The organism is Rhodococcus sp. 320_ES (assembly GCF_059691855.1).
Map to the genome: position 1 here is coordinate 1 of NZ_JCAWAG010000001.1, position 23,022 is coordinate 23,022.

Annotated in this window: 21 protein-coding genes; 11 read left to right on the top strand and 10 right to left on the bottom strand. The window is 67.4% G+C overall.

Annotation, left to right across the window (positions count from 1 at the left end; translation table 11 throughout):
• Positions 1 to 319: 319 nt before the first annotated feature.
• A complete protein-coding gene (locus AC59JP_RS00005; RefSeq protein WP_497323563.1) occupies positions 320 to 1,867 on the bottom strand; it encodes an adenylate/guanylate cyclase domain-containing protein in 1,548 nt (515 codons plus the stop codon).
• 43 nt (positions 1,868 to 1,910) lie between these two features.
• Here AC59JP_RS00005 and nucS point away from each other — a divergent pair, with 43 nt between their 5' ends.
• Entirely contained in the window at positions 1,911 to 2,618 is a 708-nt protein-coding gene (gene nucS, locus AC59JP_RS00010; RefSeq protein ID WP_497323564.1) for an endonuclease NucS, read from the top strand.
• Between the two features lie 20 nt (positions 2,619 to 2,638).
• The gene (locus AC59JP_RS00015) at positions 2,639 to 2,977 is read left to right on the top strand and encodes an Rv1322 family protein (RefSeq protein ID WP_497323565.1); all 339 of its coding nucleotides are present in this window, start codon (positions 2,639 to 2,641) and stop codon (positions 2,975 to 2,977) included.
• Positions 2,978 to 2,992: 15 nt separating this feature from the next.
• On the opposite strand, the gene AC59JP_RS00020 is transcribed toward AC59JP_RS00015, so the two are convergent.
• Positions 2,993 to 4,159, bottom strand: coding sequence for a hypothetical protein (locus AC59JP_RS00020; RefSeq protein ID WP_497323566.1), 1,167 nt, complete (start codon positions 4,157 to 4,159; stop codon positions 2,993 to 2,995).
• Positions 4,160 to 4,207: 48 nt separating this feature from the next.
• On the bottom strand, positions 4,208 to 4,687 hold the full coding sequence (gene mce, locus AC59JP_RS00025; protein ID WP_497323567.1) for a methylmalonyl-CoA epimerase: 480 nt from the start codon (positions 4,685 to 4,687) through the stop codon (positions 4,208 to 4,210).
• Positions 4,688 to 4,778: 91 nt separating this feature from the next.
• On the opposite strand from mce, the gene AC59JP_RS00030 reads away from it, so the two are divergent.
• Together AC59JP_RS00030 and AC59JP_RS00035 are read left to right on the top strand one after the other, a co-directional pair.
• Positions 4,779 to 5,147 carry a DUF3817 domain-containing protein gene (locus AC59JP_RS00030; RefSeq protein ID WP_497324818.1) on the top strand — a complete coding sequence of 123 codons (369 nt, stop codon included), beginning with the start codon at positions 4,779 to 4,781 and terminating at the stop codon, positions 5,145 to 5,147.
• A 70-nt stretch (positions 5,148 to 5,217) separates the two neighbouring features.
• On the top strand, positions 5,218 to 6,102 hold the full coding sequence (locus AC59JP_RS00035) for a co-chaperone YbbN (RefSeq protein WP_497324819.1): 885 nt from the start codon (positions 5,218 to 5,220) through the stop codon (positions 6,100 to 6,102).
• A 22-nt stretch (positions 6,103 to 6,124) separates the two neighbouring features.
• Here the strand turns inward: AC59JP_RS00035 and AC59JP_RS00040 are convergent, their stop codons facing one another.
• From AC59JP_RS00040 to AC59JP_RS00055, 4 genes are read right to left on the bottom strand one after another with little or no spacing between them, the layout of a single operon-like run.
• Entirely contained in the window at positions 6,125 to 6,301 is a 177-nt protein-coding gene (locus AC59JP_RS00040) for a hypothetical protein (RefSeq protein ID WP_497323568.1), read from the bottom strand.
• Between the two features lie 14 nt (positions 6,302 to 6,315).
• The gene (locus AC59JP_RS00045; protein ID WP_497323569.1) at positions 6,316 to 7,761 is read right to left on the bottom strand and encodes a neutral zinc metallopeptidase; all 1,446 of its coding nucleotides are present in this window, start codon (positions 7,759 to 7,761) and stop codon (positions 6,316 to 6,318) included.
• Positions 7,761 to 9,977: a 1,4-alpha-glucan branching protein GlgB gene (gene glgB / locus AC59JP_RS00050; protein ID WP_497323570.1), complete on the bottom strand. Its 2,217-nt coding sequence runs from the start codon at positions 9,975 to 9,977 to the stop codon at positions 7,761 to 7,763. The genes AC59JP_RS00045 and glgB overlap by 1 nt, the downstream gene beginning before the upstream one ends.
• Positions 9,974 to 11,980: an alpha-1,4-glucan--maltose-1-phosphate maltosyltransferase gene (locus AC59JP_RS00055; RefSeq protein WP_497323571.1), complete on the bottom strand. Its 2,007-nt coding sequence runs from the start codon at positions 11,978 to 11,980 to the stop codon at positions 9,974 to 9,976. Before AC59JP_RS00055 ends, glgB begins: the two co-directional genes overlap by 4 nt.
• 202 nt (positions 11,981 to 12,182) lie before the next feature.
• Between AC59JP_RS00055 and glgP the strand changes: the two genes are divergently transcribed.
• Both glgP and AC59JP_RS00065 read left to right on the top strand, forming a co-directional pair.
• On the top strand, positions 12,183 to 14,750 hold the full coding sequence (gene glgP / locus AC59JP_RS00060; RefSeq protein ID WP_497323572.1) for an alpha-glucan family phosphorylase: 2,568 nt from the start codon (positions 12,183 to 12,185) through the stop codon (positions 14,748 to 14,750).
• Between the two features lie 59 nt (positions 14,751 to 14,809).
• Entirely contained in the window at positions 14,810 to 15,592 is a 783-nt protein-coding gene (locus AC59JP_RS00065; RefSeq protein ID WP_497323573.1) for an alpha/beta fold hydrolase, read from the top strand.
• On the opposite strand, the gene AC59JP_RS00070 is transcribed toward AC59JP_RS00065, so the two are convergent.
• The 3 genes from AC59JP_RS00070 to AC59JP_RS00080 are packed head-to-tail and all read right to left on the bottom strand — an operon-like array spanning position 15,589 to position 19,501.
• Positions 15,589 to 17,637, bottom strand: a complete 2,049-nt coding sequence (locus AC59JP_RS00070; RefSeq protein ID WP_497323574.1) for an ATP-dependent DNA helicase — start codon at positions 17,635 to 17,637, stop codon at positions 15,589 to 15,591. The two genes, AC59JP_RS00065 and AC59JP_RS00070, sit on opposite strands and share 4 nt — an antisense overlap.
• 17 nt (positions 17,638 to 17,654) lie before the next feature.
• Positions 17,655 to 18,206 (bottom strand): nicotinamidase, encoded by a 552-nt coding sequence (locus AC59JP_RS00075; RefSeq protein WP_497323575.1) that lies wholly within the window; start codon positions 18,204 to 18,206, stop codon positions 17,655 to 17,657.
• Positions 18,203 to 19,501, bottom strand: a complete 1,299-nt coding sequence (locus tag AC59JP_RS00080; RefSeq protein WP_497323576.1) for a nicotinate phosphoribosyltransferase — start codon at positions 19,499 to 19,501, stop codon at positions 18,203 to 18,205. The genes AC59JP_RS00075 and AC59JP_RS00080 overlap by 4 nt, the downstream gene beginning before the upstream one ends.
• Before the next feature lie 61 nt (positions 19,502 to 19,562).
• On the opposite strand from AC59JP_RS00080, the gene clpS reads away from it, so the two are divergent.
• Genes clpS through AC59JP_RS00105 form a run of 5 tightly spaced genes read left to right on the top strand, consistent with a single transcriptional unit; the run spans position 19,563 to position 23,017 of the window.
• Positions 19,563 to 19,868 (top strand): ATP-dependent Clp protease adapter ClpS, encoded by a 306-nt coding sequence (clpS, locus tag AC59JP_RS00085; protein ID WP_497323577.1) that lies wholly within the window; start codon positions 19,563 to 19,565, stop codon positions 19,866 to 19,868.
• A 15-nt stretch (positions 19,869 to 19,883) separates the two neighbouring features.
• Positions 19,884 to 20,471: an oxidative stress transcriptional regulator AosR gene (gene aosR / locus AC59JP_RS00090; protein ID WP_497323578.1), complete on the top strand. Its 588-nt coding sequence runs from the start codon at positions 19,884 to 19,886 to the stop codon at positions 20,469 to 20,471.
• On the top strand, positions 20,468 to 21,520 hold the full coding sequence (locus AC59JP_RS00095) for a P1 family peptidase (protein WP_497323579.1): 1,053 nt from the start codon (positions 20,468 to 20,470) through the stop codon (positions 21,518 to 21,520). The genes aosR and AC59JP_RS00095 overlap by 4 nt, the downstream gene beginning before the upstream one ends.
• 41 nt (positions 21,521 to 21,561) lie before the next feature.
• On the top strand, positions 21,562 to 22,212 hold the full coding sequence (locus tag AC59JP_RS00100) for a rhomboid family intramembrane serine protease (protein WP_497323580.1): 651 nt from the start codon (positions 21,562 to 21,564) through the stop codon (positions 22,210 to 22,212).
• 46 nt (positions 22,213 to 22,258) lie between these two features.
• Positions 22,259 to 23,017, top strand: a complete 759-nt coding sequence (locus tag AC59JP_RS00105; RefSeq protein WP_497323581.1) for a cyclic nucleotide-degrading phosphodiesterase — start codon at positions 22,259 to 22,261, stop codon at positions 23,015 to 23,017.
• Positions 23,018 to 23,022: the final 5 nt, after the last annotated feature.

The following is a 23,022-nucleotide window of genomic DNA, read 5'->3' on the forward strand; positions in this document are numbered from 1 at the left end:
GTGGGAGAGTAGGACACCGCCGAACACAACATCCCAGAAAGCCCCCCACCACACGGTGAGGGGCTTTCTGCATTTCCGGGTAAAGCCAACGGGTGCAACACCGTTCGTTTATAGGTGACCCGAATCGAGCTGTGGCCGGCTTACACGCTCCGAGCGCCTCTTCCACTGATCGCTGTCGACGGATCGGCCGGGGGCAAAGCACAGTTCGTCCCTGGAAACCGCATGGTGACGGGATCCAATGACGCATTGGGTCCCCTAGATGGACCCAACGTCACATTGGATCGGTAATGGGGGGACAGGACTGCGCCGCAGCTCCGGCCTACTCCGCCGGTATTGCCAATTGCGTCTCCTGGGACCGCCCACGCAATGTGACGGAATCTCCCAGCGTCCAGCCCTCGGCACGGTTCGCTTCGTCGATCGTTCGAGCGGACGCCACCAGAGCCCCTGGAATGGTCTTGGCGAGCTCGGACAAACGGGCTGCCTCGTTGACCGGGTCGCCGATCACTGTGTACTCGAACCGGGCCTTCGCGCCGATGTTGCCGGCCACTGCCCGGCCCGAGGCGACACCGATCGCGGCCTTGCAGTCCGGGACTTCCACTACGAGACGGTCCCGGATGCGGCGGGCTGCTGCCAAGGACTTGCCGCACGGGTCGTCGATGTCGCTCGGCGCCCCGAAGATGGCGAGGGCGGCGTCGCCCTCGAACTTGTTGACGAAACCCTCGTGCCGATCCACTTCTTCGACCACGACGTGGAAGAAGCGGTTGAGCAGATCGACGACCTCGGAGGGTGGGTGCGACGCTGCGAGCTCGGTCGATCCGACGAGGTCGATGAAGAACACTGCGATCTCGCGCTCCTCACCGCCCAGTTCGGGGTTTTTAGCCAGCGCGGCCTCTGCCACCTCGGTGCCCACGTGCCTACCGAACAGGTCGCGGATCTTCTCTCGCTCACGGAGACCGTCGGCCATGCGGTTGAATCCGCTCTGCAGCTCACCGAGCTCGGTTCCGTCGTACACCTCGAGGCGCGTGTCGAGCTCGCCCTTCTCGAGGGCGGCCATGCCGGATCGCACGTTCTTTATCGGGGCGGTCGTGGCCAGGCCCCCGAGAAAGGTGAGCAGAAAGCCGAAGACGATCGTCACCGAGCCGAGGGCCAGGATGGCAACAGCGAACTGTGTGGCACTGGTGTCCTGCCGAATGAACGACGCGATGGCGATGATCATCAGACCGATCACGGGAACGCCGGTCCCCAGCAACCAGGACAACAGGGACCGACCCATCACGCCCGCCATGCGGATACGCCGCGGATCGCCCGCATCGAGCGCCCGCGCGGCGGCCGGGCGCAACGCGAACTCGGTGAGCAGGTAGCTGAACGCACACACGGTGGTTCCGCCGAAGACGACGGTGAAGGCCACCTTGGGAATGGCGTTCGGGTCGATGGTGCCGTAGGCGGTCGTGAATAGGATGGACCCCACGGTCCAGAGAAGGATCTGCACTCGGGTCAGTCGCCAGGGCATGGCGAGAGTCCGAACCTGCTCGCGTCGGGTCGGCTCGCGGTCCTCGATGGCCCATCGCAGTCCCCGCACGGTACGGGTGGTTCCGTAGACGAGACCGATCAGGAATGCGAGCCCCAGGTAGACGGGGAGCATGATGAAGTTGACCCACCAGTACTCGCGCGGTGTCACGACATTTGGCCCCGGCACCACGACGCTCACCAAGGTGAGCACCACGACGAGCCCGATGGCGTTGGCTCCCAGTAGCGACACCGTGAGCAGAATCTGGACTCGAATACGCCGGCGGCGGGGGGACTCGTCGGGCTTGCCGAGAAGCGACGATCCCAGCGGGGCAACGGTACGACCTGGTCTGCGGGGCATGGTGATGGTCAGACTATCCGGCGAACTGTTCTACTGTGTCCGAGTGCGTCTCGTCATTGCTCGTTGCCAAGTCGACTACGTGGGACGCCTGACCGCGCACCTCCCGTTCGCGCGACGTCTCATCCTCATGAAGGCCGACGGCTCGGTCAGCATCCACGCCGACGATCGTGCGTACAAGCCGCTGAACTGGATGACACCGCCGTGCTGGCTGACCGAGAACCCCGAGCATCTGAGTGCGCCGCTCGAGGGCGAGATCGTGCCGGCGGATCGGCAGGTCTGGGTGGTCACCAACAAGGCCGGCGAGGAACTGCGGATCACGGTCGAAGACATCGAACTGGACTCCTCGCACGAGCTGGGCGTCGACCCCGGTCTGGTGAAGGACGGCGTCGAATCGCACCTGCAGGAGCTGCTCGCCGAGCACGTCGAAACCCTCGGGCCCGGCTACACGCTCGTCCGCCGGGAGTATCCGACCGCAATCGGCCCCGTGGACCTTCTGTGTCGCGCCGAGGACGGCGGCTCGGTGGCGGTGGAGATCAAGCGCCGCGGCGACATCGACGGCGTCGAGCAGCTGACCAGGTACCTCGAGTTGCTCAACCGCGACCCGCTCTTGGCGCCGGTCAGCGGAGTCTTCGCGGCACAACAGATCAAGCCGCAGGCGCGGACCCTCGCGGCGGACCGCGGAATTCGTTGTCTCACACTAGATTACGACGTCCTTCGGGGTACCGAGAGCACCGAGTTCAAACTCTTCTGAGCGCCGATAGAATCGGAGGCGTGCCTCGACGCAAACCTGACCGGAAAGGCCGCCGCACCGCGCCTGCGGAGCCGCGCGCTACCGGTGACGAGGGAACCCTCTTCGGCGGTGCGACCATGCGCACCGAATCCGGACCGGCCGGCGACGAGGACGAGCGCTACGCCGTGCGGTCCGTTCCGGGATCGAGGGCCACGAAGCCGTACCGATGCCCGGGATGCGATCAGGAAATCATGCCGGGCGTTGCCCACGTCGTCGTCTGGCCCGTCGATCGCATCGGCGGGCCGGACGATCGGCGACATTGGCACACCGGGTGCTGGTCGGGCCGCGGCACCAGGACGCTCACCCGTCGGTGGTCCTGACGAGCAAGCGCCGCGTCAGTTTCCGGTGCGGACGGACGTGCTCTCGTCCTCGTCCGTGTAGTCGTCGACGTCGTCGTCCTGAGACTGCGAGCTGTCGAGCAGCTCGCTCTCTCGGTTGACCGACGACAGCATCGCGGGCACCGAGTCCAGCTGCCCGCGGATGCCCAGCAGCTGAGCCAGGACGCGTCCGCGCAACACGCGCAGCTCTTCGGCCAGTTCCTTCGCGTGCGCGATCCGTCGTTCCGACTGTTCGGTTGCGGCCTGCAGACGTCGCTTGGCCTCGGCGGTGGCATCGGCCAGCGTTCGCTTGGCTTCGGCGCTCGCCTCGGCGAGACGGCGCTCGGCGGCGGCTTTGCTCTCGGCCAGTACCTTCTCGGCTTCCGCCTGGCTTTCGGTACGAAGTCGTTCTGCCTCGTTCCGGCTCTCGGTCAGACGCGCTTCGGCCTCGGCGGTGCTCTCGGACCGCAGCTTCTCGGCCGCGGCTGTGCTCTCGGCAAGGAGCGTCTCGGCGGCGGCCTTGCTCTCGGCCAGTCGCTTGGCTGCCTCGGCCTTGCTGGTGGTGTCGAGTTCCTCGACCTCCGCGACGACCGTGGCCCGACGGTCGGCCATGGTGATCTCGAAGTCTTCCTGGATCGCGTTGCGCTTGCTCTCCGCCTCGGCATCGAGCCGGTCGCGCTCGGCTTTAGCGGTTTCGATGATCCGGGCGGCCTCGGCGCGCGCCTCGGTCATCGTCTTCTCGTGTTCCTTGTCGAGCGCCGCTCGCTGTTCCTTGAGCTCGGCGACAAGGCTGTCGTGCTGGCCGCGGAGACGCTCGCTCTCCTGCTCCGCGACGGAGATCATCTCGGCGGCTTCGGCCTGTGCGGTGGAACGCACTTCCGACGCCTCGTCCGAGGCCAGGCGCAGCATGCGCGAAATGCGATCGCTCATGCCCTCCGCGGTCGTCGGGGGGACGGAGAGTCGATCGATGTCCTTGCGAAGGTCGTCGATCTCGTCCCGCGCGTCCTCGAGCTGCACAGCGAGGTCCCTCGCCTGCGCTGCGGCCGCGTCGCGATCGGTTGCGGTGACACGCAACTCCGCGTCGAAGCGCTCGAAGTACCGCTGAACTTCGTCTCTGTCGAACCCTTTGCGTGTGACGCTGAAAGGAAGGTTCGTAGCGCCCCCGCTGACGTTCTCGTTCACCATGGCGGCCAACTTACCGGGACAACCTCCGTTGTTCCCAGCGTGTACCCGTCAGTGCTCCGTCGAGGCAGCGGGCTCGACGAGTTCGATCAACACCCCGCCCGCATCCTTGGGGTGGACGAAGTTGATGCGGGAGTCGGCGGTACCCCGCCGGGGCGCGTCGTAGAGCAACCGAACGCCGCGCTCGCGCAGAAAGTCGGACACCGCTTCGACGTCGCCCACGCGGAACGCGAGCTGTTGCAAGCCGGGCCCGTTGCGGTCGAGGAATTTGGCGATGGTGGAGGACTCGTCGAGCGGTGCCAGCAGTTGGATCTGAGCCGACGCATCCGTCGCTCCGGGCACGGAGAGCATGGCCTCGCGGACGCCCTGGCTCTCGTTGACCTCTTCGTGGGTGGACACCATGCCGAGGTGCTCGCGGTACCACTCGATCGCGGAGTCGAGGTCGCGGACTGCGATACCGACATGATCGATCGCGGTCACCAGGCCCGCCGCGATCACCTGAGCAGTGGGGGACTGCGTGGTGGAAGTCATCACAACACGGTATAGCGGCACAGCCCGGAAAGAGCATGGCGTAGGTCACACACCGAGGACCAACTACCGGCTGTCGTAATGGTCGGGCACAATCGAGGGTATGGCGAACGCACTCGATCTCTCCACCACGGCCAAGCGCTTTCGATTCGTCGCGATCGCCGAGGCGATCACCTGGGTGGCCTTGCTCATCGGAATGGCGATCAAGTGGATCCCGGATCCCAACATCGACAGCGCCGTCCGATACCCGGGCATGATTCACGGCGCGGTGTTCGTCATCTATCTCGTCGTCACGGTCCTCACTGCGGTGAAGCTGAAGTGGAGCGCGCCTGTCACCCTCGTGGCGCTGCTGGCCAGCATCCCGCCCTTCGGCACCGTCGTCTTCGAGCGTTGGGCTGTGCGAGCGGGCCGATTGGCGGAGCTGTCCGATGGTGGGGCAACCTCACGCTCGGTCACCGCGTAGTGACAAAATATCGGGCGTGACTCGACCCGGCTCTCGTCCTCCCCGTCCCTCGGCAGCGACAGCGGCCGCCATGTCCGGCGCCGTGGATCTGTCCGCCCTCAAAGCCAAGGCTGCGGCCAAGGACGCACCTCCGCCGCCCACCGCGCCCAACGGGCTGCCCGTGGTCGTCGCCGTGACCGAGCTGGACTTCGAGGACAACGTTCTGGTCCGGTCGAACCAGGTGCCGGTCATCGTCAACTTCTTCTCGGCCCGGTCGCCGCAGACCGCATCGCTCACGACGACGCTGGAGACGTTGGCCGTCGAGGGCAAAGGCACGTGGGTTCTGGCCAACGTCGACGTCGACGTCAGCCCGCGCATCGCGCAGGCCTTCGGAGTACAGGCGATCCCGACTCTGGTCGCGGTGGCCGCCGGACAACCGCTCGCCGATCTGCAGGGACCTCAACCCGAGGAACACCTCCGGCAGTGGCTCGCCGCCATCGCCCAGGCGGTGGAGGGCAAGTTGAGCGGACCCCCGCCGGCCGACGGCGCCGAGCCCGAGGAACCGAGCGACCCACGATTCGACGCGGCGGAAGAGGCGCTCGCCGACGGCGACTTCGTGAAGGCCGAGCAAGCGTTCCAGGCGATCGTCGACGCGGAACCGTCCAACGCCGAAGCGCTGAGCGGTGTGCGTCAGGTGCGGTTCCTCGCCCGAGTGCAGGAGCTCCCGGCCGACGCGGTCGCCGCCGCGGACGCCGACCCGTCGAACATCGACGCCGGTCTCGACGCAGCCGATGCCGAACTCCACGAGCAGCGCATCGAAGAGGCTTTCGACAGGCTCGTCGCCTTGGTCAAACGCACTGCGGGCGAAGACCGTTCACGTGTTCGGGCCCGTTTGCTCGAACTCTTCGAGTTGTTCGATGTCGCCGATCCGCTCGTGGTGAGCGCCCGGCGAAAGCTCGCAACAGCCCTGTACTGATCGGCGCTGTACTGACTACGACTTAATTCCAGTCGTCGTCCTTGTCGGCCGCCTTGTTGCGCGCGGCGGCCGTTTCGAGGGCGTTCTCTGCGCTCTCCCGATCGGGGTAGGGACCCATCCGGTTGGCGTATCCGGTCTGCTTGCCCTGCGAGACCTGCTTGGTCTCGACGTCGTAGTACCACTCACCTGTGTCGCTCACGTACTCAGTGTGCCTCAGTTGTAGCGGCCGTCGCAGGCTGTTCGGCCACCGAGCACACCCCAGCGGAACGCGTCGACGCGGGAGAAGCCGCTGGGCACGGTGTTGCCGTCCACGTCGGAGGCTGCGAGCCCGTCCGAGAGCAGTCCCGAGACGGCTTCGTCGAGATCGCCGGGAGAGAGCGTGACGGCCAATTGTGCTCCGTCCTGCGGATTTTCGGGGCTCAGCAACGTTGTGACGGCACCCGAGAGGCATGCGGACCGCAGGGCTGCGCGGGCGTCGACGAGACTCTGCCCGGCGGCATTCTGAACGGCGAGAACGTAGCGCGAGACGAAGACGACGTACGCGCTGTAGTCACCGGTGACGTTGATGGGCAGTACGTCGTCGCCGGACCTGGACTGTTCGCCGCGGTCGGCCAGTTTCTCGACGTCGACACCGATCGTGTTGGTCGCGGGACAGTAGGACACCGGCTCGGTGGTTTTCGCGTCGGTGCATCCGGTGTCGGCGCCGCTGTAGTCGAACGTCGGCGGTGTGGGGGTGGGAAGTACCTGCTCGAAGGTGGTCGCGAACATTTCCAGCGATTCCTGAGTGACCGGCAATTCGCCTGTGTCCGCTGGATTGTCGAATTGTTGCGGCAGGCTCGCCCGCCGAGATTCGACTTCCTTCTCGTCGATCTTCGTGCACGCGCCCGCGCCGTCGGTGAATCCGATCTGCGCGGCGGTGACGCGCTCGAACGCCGATCCGTGGACCGAATCGGGGGAGCCGGGGTCCTCGTCTCGGACGGCGACCGTCGCGGCGAGGACGGAGTTCAACCCGTCGGAGGTGTTGAGCGTGAAGTGCTTCGACTGGCCCTCGGCCACGGAGCGCATGAAGGCGCCGCCGAAGCAGTCGGCTTGTTGCTCGGCGACGATCGTGGGATCGCTGTCGCCGACCAGTCCCGACTGCGTCTGCACGGCGTGGCCGTATTCGTGCGCGAGGACCATCACCACGGACATGGGTCCGAACGCATCGATCATGGCGGGAAGCAGAATTCCACGATCCCAGCCGATCGTGTTGTCGAGCGAGCAGAAACCGGCGTTCGGGACTCCGTCGGTCTCCTCGTCGCAGAAGTCCGGGTTCTGCCCACGCCGCGCGTTCGCATCCCACGAGATCAGCTCCGAGACCGGCTCGAAACGACCTCGGAAGAGCGTGGGATAGACCGTATTCCAATATGTTTGGATGTCGTCTACGGCGTCCACGGCCAGCACGTCGGCGTCGTTGCCGTCGTAGTTCGTGACCGGCATGTCGGCGTGGCGCACTCCGGGGCGAGGCCCCGACGGACCGGAGGTGACGGGTAGGCCGGCGACGGTGAACGGGTCGTCGTAGATAGAGACGGCGCGGCCGGACACGACGGCGCCGCATCCCGACGCGACCACGGCGACGACGAGGGTCGCTGCAATCAGGCCCCAGCGACCCCCGGTCATCACCTCTCCAGTCTGAGCCAGATCGCCCCGTAGGGCGGCAGTGTGACGCGGGCCGAGGCGGGCCGACCGTGCCACGACTGCTCCGATGCCGTGACCTCACCGAGGTTGCCGACGCCGGAACCGGCGTAGGACTCGGAGTCGGTGTTCAGGATCTCGGTCCAGGTGCCCGGCTCGGGCAGTCCGACGCGGTAGTCCGCATGCTGAGTGCCCGAGAAGTTGAACAGGCACGCGACGGTCGAGCCGTCGGTACCGAATCGCAGGAAGCTGAGCACGTTGTTCGCCGTGTCGTTGGCGTCGATCCAGGAGAACCCGCTCGGCGAGCTGTCCTGGGTCCAGAATTCGGGCCCGTCGACGTAGGTGCGGTTGAGGTCGCCGACCAGCTTCTGAACGCCGCGGTGCAGCACTCCGACACCGTCGCCGTCCATGTCGTGCCAGTCGAGGCCGCGCTCGTCGGACCACTCGGCGGCCTGGCCGAACTCCTGGCCCATGAAGAGCAACTGCTTGCCCGGGTGCGCCCACATGTAGGCGAGCATCCCGCGCACACCGGCGGCTTTCGCCCAGTCGTCGCCCGGCATGCGTGTCCACAGCGTGCCCTTGCCGTGCACGACCTCGTCGTGACTGATCGGAAGGACGAAGTTCTCGCTCCACGCGTAGACGAGCGAGAAGGTCATCTCGTGATGGTGGTACGCACGGTGGATGGGATCGCGGCCCATGTAGCCGAGGGTGTCGTGCATCCAGCCCATGTTCCACTTCATCGAGAAGCCGAGACCGCCGACGCTGGTGGGGCGTGTGACACCCGGCCAGGACGTGGATTCCTCGGCGATCGTGACGACGCCCCGATGTTGCTTGTGGACGGTGGCATTCATCTCCTGGAGAAAGGCAACCGCCTCCAGGTTCTCGCGTCCGCCGTAGATGTTGGGCTCCCAGCCGCCGTCCGGCCGGGAGTAGTCCAGGTAGAGCATGGACGCGACGGCATCCACACGGAGTCCGTCGATGTGGTACTCGTCGATCCAGTACAGGGCGTTGGCGACGAGGAAGTTGCGGACCTCGGTGCGACCGAAGTCGAAAACCAGTGTGCCCCAGTCGAGTTGCTCACCGCGGCGGGGATCACCGTGCTCGTACAGCGGGGAACCGTCGAAGCGGGCCAGGGCCCACTCGTCCTTCGGGAAGTGCGCGGGAACCCAGTCGACGATGACGCCGATGCCCTCCTGATGCATCCGGTCGACGAAGGCACGGAACTCGTCGGGGGTACCGAAGCGTGACGTCGGCGCGTAGTAGGAGGTGACCTGGTAACCCCACGAACCGCCGAACGGATGCTCGGCCACGGGCAGGAGCTCGACGTGGGTGAAGCCGGTTTCCTTGACGTGAGCCGAGAGTTGTTCTGCCAGTTCGGCGTAGTTCAGTCCGGGGCGCCACGACGCGAGATGCACCTCGTAGACGCTCATCGGTGCGCGGTGCGGTTCGACCTCGGCGCGGGCGGTGATCCAAGCGTCGTCCTGCCACCGGTAGGAGCTGGTGGAGACGACCGACGCCGTGGACGGCGGGACCTCGGTGCGGAAGGCCATCGGATCTGCCTTGTCGCGGGTGACGCCGTCCTTGCCGTGCACGCGGAACTTGTAGAGGGTGCCGTCGCCGATGTCGGGGACGAACAGCTCCCACACCCCGGTCGATCCCAGGGTGCGCATGGGCCACGTCTGGCCGCCCCAGCCGTCGAACTCGCCGACGACGGTCACGCCGACCGCGCCGGGAGCCCACACGGCGAAGGACGTGCCGGAGACCTCGCCGTCGGGCGTCGTGTACGAGCGGGGGTGGGCGCCGAGGATTTCCCAGAGCCGTTCGTGTCGGCCCTCACCGAACAGGTGCAGGTCCAGCTCGCCGAGGGTGGGCAGGAAGCGATAGCCGTCGGCGACGGTCACCACGTGGTCACCGGGGTATTCGACCCGCAGCCGGTAGTCCGAGAGGTTCTCGATCGGGACCACTGCGTCGAAGACACCGCTCGCCAGATGGCTCAGCGGGTAGTCCTTCCCGCCGATGACCGCCGTGACCGACTTCGCGTTCGGGCGCAGTGCCCGGATGGCGGTGCCGCCGGTGACCGGGTGGGCACCGAGAACCGAGTGCGGATTGTGGTGATGGCCTCTCGCCAGCAGCGACAGGTCGTCCGACGACGGCGGCGAGTAGTCGGCGCGCGTGGATGTGGGGGGCGTTGTATCGGTCATGATGTTCCTTCCCGATAGGCGAGCTCTAATCGTGCGGGAAAGGGAATGTGCGGCAACGCGATCACGTGGGCGACGGCTCGCCACGGTTCGAGCCGGACGTAGTTGGCCTGACCCCACTGGAACTGCTGTCCGGAGACCTCGTCGGTGACCGTCAGGTGTTCCTGCCAGTCTCGACCGATCTTCGGCATGTCCAGCCAGATGGTGCCGTCCTCGGCTCCGAACGGGTTCAGGTTGACGATCACGAGAACGGCGTCGCCGGTCTCGGGGTCGAACTTCGAGTACGCGATCAGTGCGTCGTTGTCGATGGCGTGGAAGTGGATGTTCCGCAGTTGCTGCAACGCAGGATGTGCCCGGCGAATGGCGTTCAGCGTGGTGATCCACGGTTCGAGCGATTCGCCGCGCGCGCGGGCGCCTTCGAAGTCGCGGGGTCGCAGCTCGAACTTCTCGGTGTCGAGGTACTCCTCGCTGCCCTCGCGCAGGGCCTGATGTTCGAACAGCTCGAAGCCGGAGTAGACGCCCCATGTCGGCGACATGGTCGCCGCCAGTACGGCCCGGATGGCGAACATTCCCGGTCCTCCGTGCTGCAGGCTCGCGTGCAGAATGTCCGGGGTGTTGACGAACAGGTTGGGACGCGACTGATCGGCCTTCGCGGCGATCTCGGTGCCGAACTCGGTGAGTTCGGTCTTCGAGGTGCGCCAGGTGAAGTACGTGTAGGACTGCGTGAATCCGCGACGCGCCAGGCCGTACAACCGGGCGGGGCGGGTGAACGCCTCCGCAAGGAACAGCACGTCCGGGTCGGTCTTCTTGATCTCCGCGATCAGCCACTCCCAGAAGTCCGGTGGCTTGGTGTGCGGGTTGTCGACCCGAAAGATCTTGACGCCCAGCTTGATCCAGAACCGGACGACGCGAAGAACTTCGGTGTAGATGCCCTTGCGATCGTTGTCGAAGTTGATCGGGTAGATGTCCTGGTACTTCTTGGGCGGGTTCTCCGCGTAGGCGATGGTGCCGTCGGGCAGGACCGTGAAGTACTCGGGATGGTCCTTGGCCCACGGGTGATCCGGTGCCGCTTGCAGCGCCAGGTCCAGGGCGACCTCGAGTCCGAGACTCTTGGCCGCGGTGACCAGGGCGCGGAATTCCTTGGCGGTGCCGAGCTGCGGGTGGGTGGCGTCGTGGCCGCCCTCGTCCGAGCCGATGGCCCACGGCGAACCCACGTCGTCCGGTCCGGGTGTGAGGGTGTTGTTGCGGCCCTTGCGGTTGATCTTGCCGATCGGGTGAATCGGCGGGAAGTAGACGACGTCGAAGCCCATGGCCGCCACGCGCGGAAGCTGGTCCGCGGTCGTGGCGAAGGTGCCGTGCCGCGGAGTTCCGTCCTCGTTCCAGCCGCCCGTCGACCGGGGAAAGAGTTCGTACCAGCTACCGAACAGTGCAACCCGGCGGTCGGCCCAGATGTTGACCGCGTTGCCACGGGTCACCAGTTCGCGCAGCGGGTACTCGCGAATCAGGGCGCGCACCTCGGGTGTGAACGCCGGAGCCACGCGCGTCGGGGGGAAGGCATCGCTACGCAACGACGCCACGACCTCGTCGATACGCGGCCGGTCGGTCTTGGGCACGGTCTTGGCCACCCGCTCGAACAGCAACGCGCCGGTCTCGAGATCGTTGGCGAGCTCGCTAGGTCCCTGGCCGACACCCAACTTGGCCTCGACCGCGTGCATCCAGGTGGCGACCGGGTCGCTCCACGCCTCGATGCGGGCGATCCAGAATCCTTCGGCGTCGGGGGTGAACACCGCATGGAAGATGTCGGGTTCGCTGCCCGGCACCATCGGGATGCGCAAAGTCTTCGTCTGTCCTGGTCCGCGGACGGTCAGGGTGGCGGCGATGGCGTCGTGCCCTTCTCGCCACACCGCCGCGGACACTGGAAACGTTTCTCCGACCACGGCTTTCGCGGGAAACCTCCCGGCCGTCGTGTCGGGTAGTACGTCGTCGATGCCGAGTCGGCCTGTCACCGGAGCCCCATTTCTGATGCGTCGCTGGCTGTGAGTGTCTGGCTGAAGAACGCCTTTAACCGTATCGGAGTCACTGCCCTGGCGTTGTGTGGTCGCAGAGTCGAAGGTGGAATGGCCGCGATCGACCGTCCTCAAACCGATTTCTCGAACTGTTCTCGTTGTCCGCCCGCGGTGGCCCCCGCCCCCGGGTAGTGTTCGGCCGGTGAAAGCCCTGCGTCGGTTCACCGTCCGAGCCCAATTGCCCGACCGTCTCTCCCCACTCGCCGAACTCTCGGTCAACCTGCGGTGGTCCTGGCATTCGCCCACCCAGGATCTTTTCGAGAGCATCGATCCGGAGCTGTGGATCCGTAGCGAACGCGACCCGGTTCGCATTCTCGGTGAGGTCGGCCCAGAGCGGCTCCGCGAACTCGCTGCCGACGACGGTTTCGTCGCCCGCCTCGGAGAGCTGACCGACGAACTGCACGAGTACCTGCGTCAACCACGGTGGTTCCAGCGTGAGCTCGAGGCGGGCCAGGACCTGCCTGCGGGGATCGCGTACTTCTCGATGGAGTTCGGCGTGTCGGAGGTCCTCCCGAACTACTCCGGTGGCCTGGGGATCCTGGCCGGCGATCATCTGAAGGCCGCCTCCGACCTCGGGCTGCCGCTCATCGGCGTCGGCCTGCTCTATCGGTCGGGATACTTCCGCCAGTCGTTGACCGCCGACGGATGGCAGGCGGAGCGCTACCCGTCGCTCGACCCGCAGGGACTCCCGTTGCGTCTGCTGACCGACGACGGCGGTTCCGCGGTGCTGGTTCACGTCGCCATGCCCGGCGATCGAGTGCTGCGCGCGCGGGTGTGGATCGCGCAGGTGGGCCGCATTCCGCTCCTTCTGCTCGACTCCGACATCGCGGACAACGATCCCGAACTGCGCGGGGTGACCGATCGCCTCTACGGCGGCGATCAGGACCACCGGGTGAAGCAGGAGATTCTGGCCGGCGTCGGCGGGGTGCGCGCCGTGCGTGCGTACACCACGATCCACAACCTTCCGGATCCGTCGGTGTTCCACATGAACGAGGGACACGCCGGCTTCCTCGGACTCGAACGAATCCGAGAGTTGTTGGCCGACAACACCAACGGGCTCGACTTCGACTCCGCATTGACCGCGGTGCGCGCGTCGACCGTCTTCACCACGCACACTCCGGTGCCGGCCGGCATCGACCGGTTCCCGGCCGATCTGGTGCGCCACTACTTCGGCGACGGGTCCGCACAGTCGTCGTTGCTGCCCGGTATCGCGCTCGATCGGATCCTCGAACTCGGCCGCGAGCAGGACCCGAGTGTGTTCAACATGGCCCACATGGGGCTGCGGTCCGCGCAGCGCGCCAACGGTGTGTCCAAGCTGCACGGCATCGTGAGCCGCGGGATGTTCGACGAGCTGTGGCCGGGCTTCGACGCACACGAAGTGCCCATCGGATCGGTCACGAACGGCGTGCACGCGCCCACGTGGGCGTCGCGCCGGTGGATCGAACTTGCCGACCACACGATGGAAGAGGCCGAGGGCTGGGAGCGGCTCGGCGACGTCACCGAGCAGGAGTTGTGGCGCATCCGCGGCGACCTGCGGGCGGAGCTGGTGCAGGAGGTTCGTCGCCGAGTCAAGGCGTCGGCACTGGAGCGCGGTTCCACCGAGGCCGAATTGGGATGGACCGCTGAGGTTTTCGATCCGTCGGTGCTGACCGTCGGCTTCGCGCGACGGGTCCCGACGTACAAGCGTCTGACCTTGATGCTGCGTCAACCCGACCGCCTGCGGGCGATGCTGCTCGATCCGCAGCGACCGGTGCAGCTGGTGGTCGCCGGTAAGAGCCACCCCGCCGACGACGGCGGCAAGGCGCTCATCCAGCAGATCGTGCGCTTCGCGGACGAAGCGGACGTGCGGCACCGCATCGTGTTCCTCCCGGACTACGACATGTCGATGGCGCGCTACCTCTACTGGGGATGCGACGTGTGGCTCAACAACCCGTTGCGGCCGCTCGAGGCGTGCGGTACCTCCGGAATGAAGTCGGCTCTCAACGGCGGACTCAACCTGTCCATCCGCGACGGATGGTGGGACGAGATGTACGACGGCGAGAACGGGTGGGCCATCCCGACGGCGGACGGTGTCGTCGACGAACAGCGACGAGACGACCTCGAAGCCGCGGCCCTCTACGAACTGCTCGAGAAGTCGGTGTTGCCCAAGTTCTACGACCGCAACGCCGAGGGACTGCCGGCACGGTGGGTCGAGATGGTGAGGCACACCTTGCAACGGACCGGCCCGAAGGTGTTGGCGTCGAGGATGGTTCGCGATTACACGACCGGATACTACGGTCCGGCCTCACGCGCCGGCGCCGCGGCGACGGCGGACGGATTCGCCGGAGCCAAGGCCCTCGCCGAGTACCGGGGGCGCATCGATTCGGCGTGGCCGTCGCTGCGGGTTCTCGAGGTGGACAGTTCCGGACTGCCCGACACCCCCGTGCTCGGATCGGAACTGACCCTGTCCGCGCACGTGGACCTGGCTGGTCTGTCCCCGGAAGACGTTGTGGTGCAGGCGGTTCTGGGTAAGGCGGATTCGGACGAAAACCTGTCCGGAGTCGTCACCGTGCCGATGGCCCACTCGGGTCAGGGCACCGAGGGCGAGGCGATCTTCGACGTGGACACCACGCTGCCCATGTCGGGCAACGTGGGCTACACGGTGCGAGTCCTGCCGCACCATCCGGCGCTCGCCGGTGACGCGGAGCTGGGGCGCGTGGCTGCGCCCTAGCTCGTCGCCGAGCCCCCGGAGATCCTGACGGCCTCGTCGACTGCGATAGCGTGGATGCGATGACGCTGAATCATGTCAGAACCGGACAGGGCAGCCCTCTCCTGCTCGTACACGGTCTGGGCGCGGGGTCGCGATCCTGGGCGCCGATCCTCGACGACCTGGCCAGGCACCGCGAGGTGATCGCCATCGACCTACCGGGTTTCGGTGAGACCCCGCCGCTGACCGGCGAGGTCTCGATCGCCACCCTGGCCGACTCCGTGGCGGACTTCATCCGCGAGCAGGAGCTGGACGGCATCTCGACCGTCGGACACTCGGTGGGCGCCCGGCTCGTTCTCGAACTCGCACGACGGGGAGTCGGCGGCGATGCCGTGGCGCTGGATCCCGGCGGGTTCTGGAGCGACCGCGAGCTCACCGTCTTCGGCGCCACCCTGAAGCCGTCGATAGCTCTGGTCAAGGCGCTGCGAGGCGCGCTGCCCACCCTGCTCGGAAACCCCGCGGGACGATCCCTGTTGTTGGCGCAGTTGTCGGCGCGCCCCTGGGCGCTCTCGCGTGAGACCGTGCTGCCGGACGTACGCGGCCTGGCCGACTCCCCGTCGGTCGGAGCCACCCTGGATGCCCTGCTCCACGGGCCCAAGCAGCAGGGCGCCGCAGCCGGCACAGTGCCCGGTCGAGTCACGATCGGGTGGGGGCGGCGAGATCTGGTGACAGTGCCGAAGCAGGCCTCCCGTGCCGCGGAACTCTTCCCCGACGCGACAGTGCACTGGTTCGACCGGTGCGGTCATTTTCCGCAGTGGGACGCGCCGCGTGAGGCGGTTCAGTTGATCCTCGACAGCACCGACTAGGTCGTCAGCCTTTTCAGCGCAGCTTTCGCGACGTCCGGATCCGTGGTCTCCCAGAACGGGGGGAGCGACGCCCGCAGGTAACCGCCGTACCGGGCGGTTGCCAGCCGGGGATCGAGCACGGCGATCACGCCCTTGTCGTCGACGCTGCGCAGAAGGCGGCCCACACCCTGGGCGAGCAGCAGCGCGGCGTGGTTGGCAGCGACGGCGAGAAAGCCGTTGCCGCCGCGAGATTCGATCGCGCGTTGCCGCGCGACGAGCAGCGGATCGTCCGGCCGCGGGAACGGGATTCGGTCGAGGATGACCAGCGTGAGCGAGCGGCCCGGAACGTCGACGCCCTGCCACAGGGAGAGCGTTCCGAACAGGGTGGTCGGCTCGTCCGCTGCGAACCGGTCGACGAGCGCGCCGCTGGCGTCGTCACCTTGGCACAGGACCGGGGTGTCGAGGCGCTCGCGCATCTCGGCCGCGGCCGTCTTGGCCGCGCGCATCGAGGAGAACAATCCGAGGGTGCGCCCGCCTGCGGCCTCCACGAGTCCGGCGATCTCGTCGAGGTAGGACGGACCGAGACCGTCGCGTCCCGGCGTCGGCAGGTGTTTCGCGATGTAGAGGATGCCCGCCTTGCGGTGATCGAACGGTGAGCCCACGTCGAGCGAGTTCCAGCGGATGGTCTTCTCGTCCGACGGCGGCTCGACACCCGACGCCAGGGCGGCGTCGACACGTGACGGATTCTCCGCGGGCAGGCCCCAGTTGACCGCGAGACCGTCGAAGGAACCGCCGACGGTCAACGTGGCGGAGGTCAGCACCACCGTGGATTCGGCGAACAAGGTGCTGCGCAGCAGCCCGCCCACCGACAGCGGTGCGACGCGCACGACGCGGCGCACGACGCCGCGGAACTCGTCCACCGACAGCCACACGACGTCGCGGCGCTTCGCAGGATCGGTCTCCTGGTAGGTCTCGAGGATGCGCACGGCGGTGTCGTGCACCTCGTCGATGGCCGCAATGGCGGCAGTCCGAGCCGCCGCCGCATCCGCATCACCCTTTTCGGCCGGCCCGATGGCGCTTCGGACAGACCACGCCGCGTCCCGGATGGCGGCCAGAGTGTGGCCGGCGCCGTCGGGAAGCTCCTCCCACCGACCCGCCCGGCATTCGTCGAGCAGGGCGGCGAAACCCTCGGCCGCCGCAGCGAGGCGATCGAGAAGTTCGTCGTCTGCCAGTTTGCCGCTGCGCCGCACAGCCGTACCGATCGACGACACCGACAGTTCGGCCGTCGCGGCGCCCGTGACGCGATCGACCAGCTCGTGAGCTTCGTCGATGACCACCACGTCGTGTTCGGGCAGCACCTTGATGCCGGTGATCGCGTCGATGGCGAGCATCGCGTGGTTGGTCACCACGACATCGGACTTCGCCGATTCGCCGCGCGCCTTCTCGGCGAAGCAGTCCTCGCCGTAGGTGCACCTGGACTTGCCCGGGCACTCGCGTGAGGTGACGGACATCTGCCGCCACGCCTGATCGCTGACGCCCGGTTTCAGTTCGTCGCGGTCGCCGGTCTCGGTGTCGGACGACCACTTCGTTATCGCTTGCACCTCGCGGCCGAGCCGTGACACGGCGAAGGCGTCGAACAGCGGGTCTTCCTCGGGCGAGTCGACGGGCGCGCCGTGAAGTTTGTTGAGGCACAGATAGTTTCCGCGACCTTTGAGAATCGCGAACTTCGGTGCGCGGTTCAGTTCCGACGTGAGCGCCTTGGACAGGCGGGGGAGGTCGCGGTCGACGAGCTGACGCTGCAGGGCGATCGTGGCGGTGGACACCACGACCGTCTTCCCGGATTCGACGGCGTGGCGCAGAGCCGGAACGAGGTAGGCGAGCGACTTACCGGTACCGGTTCCGGCCTGCACCGCGAGGTGTTCGCCGGTGTCGATGCTGTGCGCCACGGCCGAGGCCATCGTGACCTGGGCGGCACGTTCGGTTCCGCCGAGCGCCGTGACCGCGGTCTTCAGCAGACTCGGAACGGTCGGCAGATCCGGCTTGTTCTTCGATGACAGGGGCGGCACCGGAGAAGGTTACTGCGTCAGCGGATGTGAACCCCACGCTCGCTCAACTCGCCGAGCACCGCGGGCGTGTTGTCCGGCGCCACCGCGGCGCAGTAGTCCGTCAGCACGGTCGTCGCGAAGCCCTCCTTCGCCGAGTCCGACGCGGTGGCCTTCACGCAGTAGTCGGTGGCGATGCCCACGACGTGCACCGCGTCGACACCTCGCTCGCGCAGCCAGTCGGCCAGGCCGACACCGCTGTCGGACTTTCCCTCGAACCCGGAGTAGGCCGCGTCGTACTCGCCCTTGGAGAAGACTTCCTGCACGGGGCTCAGCTCGAGGGCGGGATGAAAGTCGCACCCCGGCGTGCCCACGACGCAGTGCGGCGGCCAGCTGTCGACGAAGTCGGGTGTGTCCGAGAAGTGCGACCCCGGGTCGATATGGTGATCGCGGGTCGCCGCCACCACCGAGTAGGTGCCGGCCGACATCAGGTCGGTGATCGACTGCGCCACACGGGCGCCCCCGGCGACGGCCAGCGAGCCGCCTTCGCAGAAGTCGTTCTGGACGTCGACGACGAGCAATGCAGTGGTCACGGGGCCGAGAATACCGTCGGGATCGCGGGGTCTCCCTGCGCGAGTCCCAGTCCCTCCCACGGCAGCGACCGCAGGCCGGCGCCCACGAGCGCGCGGGCGTCGGCGATTCCGGGCAGGTCGGGCAGGTGCTCGCCCGACCGTACGAGCGGGATCGACAGTTCGCGGACGGTGTGGTCACCGACGGTGGGCGGCGGCGCATCGGCGGCCTGCACGAGTTCCTCGACGATGGTGCCGGTGTGCCGGAACACCCGGAACGCGCGCTTGCTCCCACCGCGCGATTCCTTGTGGCTGCTGCGCTTGGCCACCGGGATACCGTCGACCTCGACCAGTTTGTAGACCATGCCCGCGGTCGGGGAGCCGGAACCGGTGACGACGGACGTCCCGACGCCGTAGGTGTCGACGGGCTCGGCGCGCAGCGAGGCGATGGCGTACTCGTCCAGATCGCCCGAGACGACGATCTTCGTGTGCTGCGCCCCGAGTGAATTCAGCTGCTCACGGACCTGCCTCGCGAGCACACCGAGGTCGCCCGAATCGATGCGGACGCCGCCCAGTTCCGGTCCCGCGACGGAAACGGCGGTGGCCACGCCCTCGGTGATGTCGTACGTGTCCACCAGGAGTGTGGTGCCCACCCCGAGCGCGTCGATCTGGCTGCGGAACGCCGCTGCCTCGTCGGGCCCGGCGGCGGTGGTGTGCAGCAGGGTGAAGGCGTGCGCACTGGTCCCGGCTCCGGGAATGCCGTGGCGCCGAACGGCTTCCAGGTTGGACGTCGCCGCGAAACCGGCGATGTAGGCGGCGCGTGAGCTCGCGACGGCAGCTTCCTCGTGGGCGCGCCGAGACCCCATTTCGATGAGCGGGCGATCGGCGCCGGCGCCGACCATCCGCGCCGCTGCGGACGCAACGGCACTGTCGTGGTTATAGATCGACAGGGCCAGCGTCTCGAGAATCACGCACTCGGCGAAGGTTCCGCGCACCGAGAGGATGGGGGAGCCGGGGAAGTAGAGCTCGCCCTCGCGGTAGCCGTCGATGTCTCCCGAGAAGGAGTAGTCGCGGAGCCACTCGAGCGTCGCGTCGTCGAGGAAGACTGCGAGAGAGGACAACTCGTCGTCACCGAAGCGAAAGCGAGTCAGCGCGTCGAGGAAGCGGCCGGTGCCCGCGACCACGCCGTAGCGTCGGCCGCCCGGCAGTCGGCGCGCGAATATCTCGAAGGCGCTGCGCCGGCCGGCGGAGCCGTCTCGGAGTGCAGCCGACAGCATGGTCAGCTCGTACTGGTCGGTGAACAGCGCTGTGGACGTCACGAGTGGAAACTGTACGGACACGGGGTTCACCTGTCCGGAGGTCTCGTCGTACCCTGTTCTCATGTCGACTGCCACGACCGTTCCCGAAGCGTCACCGACGCAAACGGCGCAGGTCGTCGAAGACGTCGCCGAGGACAAGCCGTGGGTCACCATCGTCTGGGACGACCCGGTGAACCTCATGCACTACGTCACCTACGTGTTCCAGAAGCTGTTCGGCTACAGCAAACCCAAGGCCACCGAGCTGATGATGCAGGTGCATTCCGAGGGCAAGGCCGTGGTGTCGTCCGGTGAGCGCGACAAGATGGAACTCGACGTGCAACGCCTGCACGCCGCCGGCCTGTGGGCCACCATGCAGCACGATACGTAGAGGGGTTTTTCGCGCGTGCGACAGTGGAGCCGTAGAAACGGTCTCGGGGGTCCGAAGCTGAAGTCCGAGATGGACGGTCGCGAAGCCGCCGTCCTGAGATCGCTGGTCTCGTCCGTCGGCGGGTTGCTCGAGCAACGTGCGTCGCAGACGCCCGTCGACGATCTCGCCGAGTTGACGGGAATCAGGGCGGGCAACACCACCAAGCCGACCGATCCGACGTTGGCGCGACTGCTTCCGGACTTCCACCGTCCCGAGGGTGCCGACGCGTCCGACCCGCAGTTGGAGTTGGCCGAGCAAGCCGATCTGAACGGCGCGCTGCGCAGCATGCACGAACCCGAGATCATCGACGCGAAACGCGCGGCCGGTGCCGTCGTGCTCGAGACGCTCCCAGCCGACGGGGGCCGCGTGGTGCTCACCCCCGAGCAGGCCGACGCCTGGCTCACCGCGCTGAACGACGTTCGGCTCGCGCTCGGCACCACGCTGGGCATCGAGGCCGACACTCCGGACGAGTTCGACGCCGACGATCCGCGTGCGCCGCACCTCGACGTGTACCACTGGTTGACCTGGATGCAGGATTCTCTGGTCCAAGCGCTGATGCCGTGACCACCGGGCCGCGCGACCTCCTGACCGACGTGTCCGGCCTGCTCGTGGGCCATCACCAATTACTCGATCGGGACGTCACCGTGGCAACCGAGTCCGTCGTCGGACATGGGAGCGCGACCGGCTGCACCGTCGTCCGCACGACCGTCGGAACGACCGCCGCGGTGGACGTCCGCGGGGGTGGACCCGGCACGCGGGAGACGGACCTGCTGGACCCGTCGCATTCTGTCCAACAGGTCGACGCGATTGTTCTCACCGGCGGCAGCGCGTACGGACTCGCCGCCGCGGACGGGGTGATGCGCTGGTCGGAGGAGCACGGGCGCGGTGTTCCGATGGGTGCCGACGGGTTCGTCGTGCCCATCGTTCCGGCTGCCGTGATCTTCGATCTGCCGGTCGGTGACTGGGCGGTCCGGCCGACCGCGGAGTTCGGATACCTGGCCGCGGACGCGGCGACCGAGGATTTCGCCCTCGGCTCCGTCGGCGCCGGAACGGGCGCTCGGGCCGGTGTACTCAAGGGTGGGGTCGGCAGTGCCAGCGAGGTGATTGCATCGGGCCCCGCCGCCGGTGTCACCGTCTCCGCCCTGATGGTGTGCAATCCGGTCGGGTCGGTTTTCGATCCGTCGACCGGGGTGCTGTGGGGCTCGTCCGGGCCCGCTCCGACGCCGGCCGAGGTTGCCGCCGCGGCGGCGCTGGCCGAGAAGGGGACCTCGCTCAACACCACGATCGGCGTGGTCGCGTGCGACGCACCGCTGTCCGCGGCGGGGTGCCGCCGAATGGCCGTGGCGGCGCACGACGGTCTGGCGCGCGCCATCAGGCCGGCGCACTCCCCACTCGACGGCGACACGATCTTCGCTCTCGCCACGGGCGGAGCGACGGTCGCGACCGACGAGCAGGCCAACCCCATGATGATGCCGGATCTGCGGGTGCTGGACGCCGTGTGCCGTGCGGTGGCTCCGGTGGTCGAGCGGGCCATCGTCAAGGCAGTGCTGGCTGCCACGTCGATCGCGGGCATTCCGACCTATCGCGAGGTATTTCCGTCGCTCTTCCGCTGACGCGTGGCGGTACATTCGTGTCGGGAGAAGGGTGAAGGCACATGATCGATCCGTCGACGGGAATGTTGGTGCCCGACCGGGCCGCGCCACGCAGAACGCGCCCCCTGTGGTTGCGCGCCGGCATGGTGACCGCGTCCTTCGTCGCCCTGCTCTACGTCATCGAGGCCATCGACGTGGCGTCCGGCCTGCGACTGGACAACGCCGGCATCGAACCGCGTGACGTCGACGGTCTGAAGGGGATCGCGTTCGCGCCGCTGCTGCACCACGGCTGGGACCACCTGTTCGCCAACACCGGCCCGATCCTGGTGCTCGGATTCGTCGTCATGATGTCGGGCATCGGCCGCGGCCTCGCCGCCACCGCCATCATCTGGATCGTCGGCGGTTTCGGAACCTGGCTGACCGGCGGTGCGCTGAGCATTCACGTGGGAGCGTCCGGCCTGGTGTTCGGCTGGTTGGCCTACCTGATCGTTCGGGGCGTGTTCACGCGCAGTCTGTTGCAGCTGCTACTCGGGGTTCTGGTGCTTCTGGTCTACGGAAGTGTGCTGTGGGGTGTGCTCCCGGGCCAGGAAGGCATCTCGTGGCAGGGGCACCTGTTCGGTGCGGTCGCGGGGGTTCTCGCGGCGTGGATACTCGCGTCGGATGTGCGGCGCGCACGACGTTCCGGCACCGCCGCGGTGCTTTCGCCTCGATGATCGCGTTCTTTCGTTTGAGGGGTCCTTCTCTGGCAGCATGGCAGCCATGCGTCTAACCGTTCTGGGATGCTCGGGGAGCGTCTCCGGACCGGACTCACCCGCGTCCGGATATCTGCTCGGGGCGCCGAACACCCCGCCGCTTGTGCTGGACTTCGGACCCGGCGTACTCGGTGCACTGCAGCGCTACGCCGACCCCGGAGCCGTGTCGGTTCTGCTATCGCATCTTCACGCCGACCACTGCCTCGACGTCCCCGGCCTTCTGGTGTGGCGCCGATACGGCCCGTCCCGGCCGGAGGGCCGAGCGATCGTCTACGGCCCCACCGACACCGCGTTCCGGCTCGGTGTCGCCTCGGCGGAGTGCGGCGGACGCATCGACGACATGTCGGACACACTCGATCTGCGTCAGTTGCGCGACGGCGGTGTCATCGAATTCGGAGCGCTGAAGATCCTCACCCGCCAGGTGTTCCACCCGCCCGAGTCCTACGGATCTCGCATCACCAGCGACACCGGAAAAGTGCTCGCGTACACCGGCGACACCGGAATGTGCGACGCGGTGCGGGAACTGGCCGCGGGTGCCGATGTACTGCTGGCCGAAGCGTCCTGGACGCACGCCGAGGACCGACCGAAGGGTGTCCACCTGTCCGGCACCGAGGCCGGTGAGCTCGCCGCATCCGCCGGCGTCGGCGAACTCCTGATCACGCACATCCCGCCGTGGACCTCGCGGGAAGACGTCATCGCCGAGGCCAAAGCGGCCTTCGACGGCCCGGTTCACGCGGTGTCTCCGGGAGATGTTCTCGAGATCTGATTCGC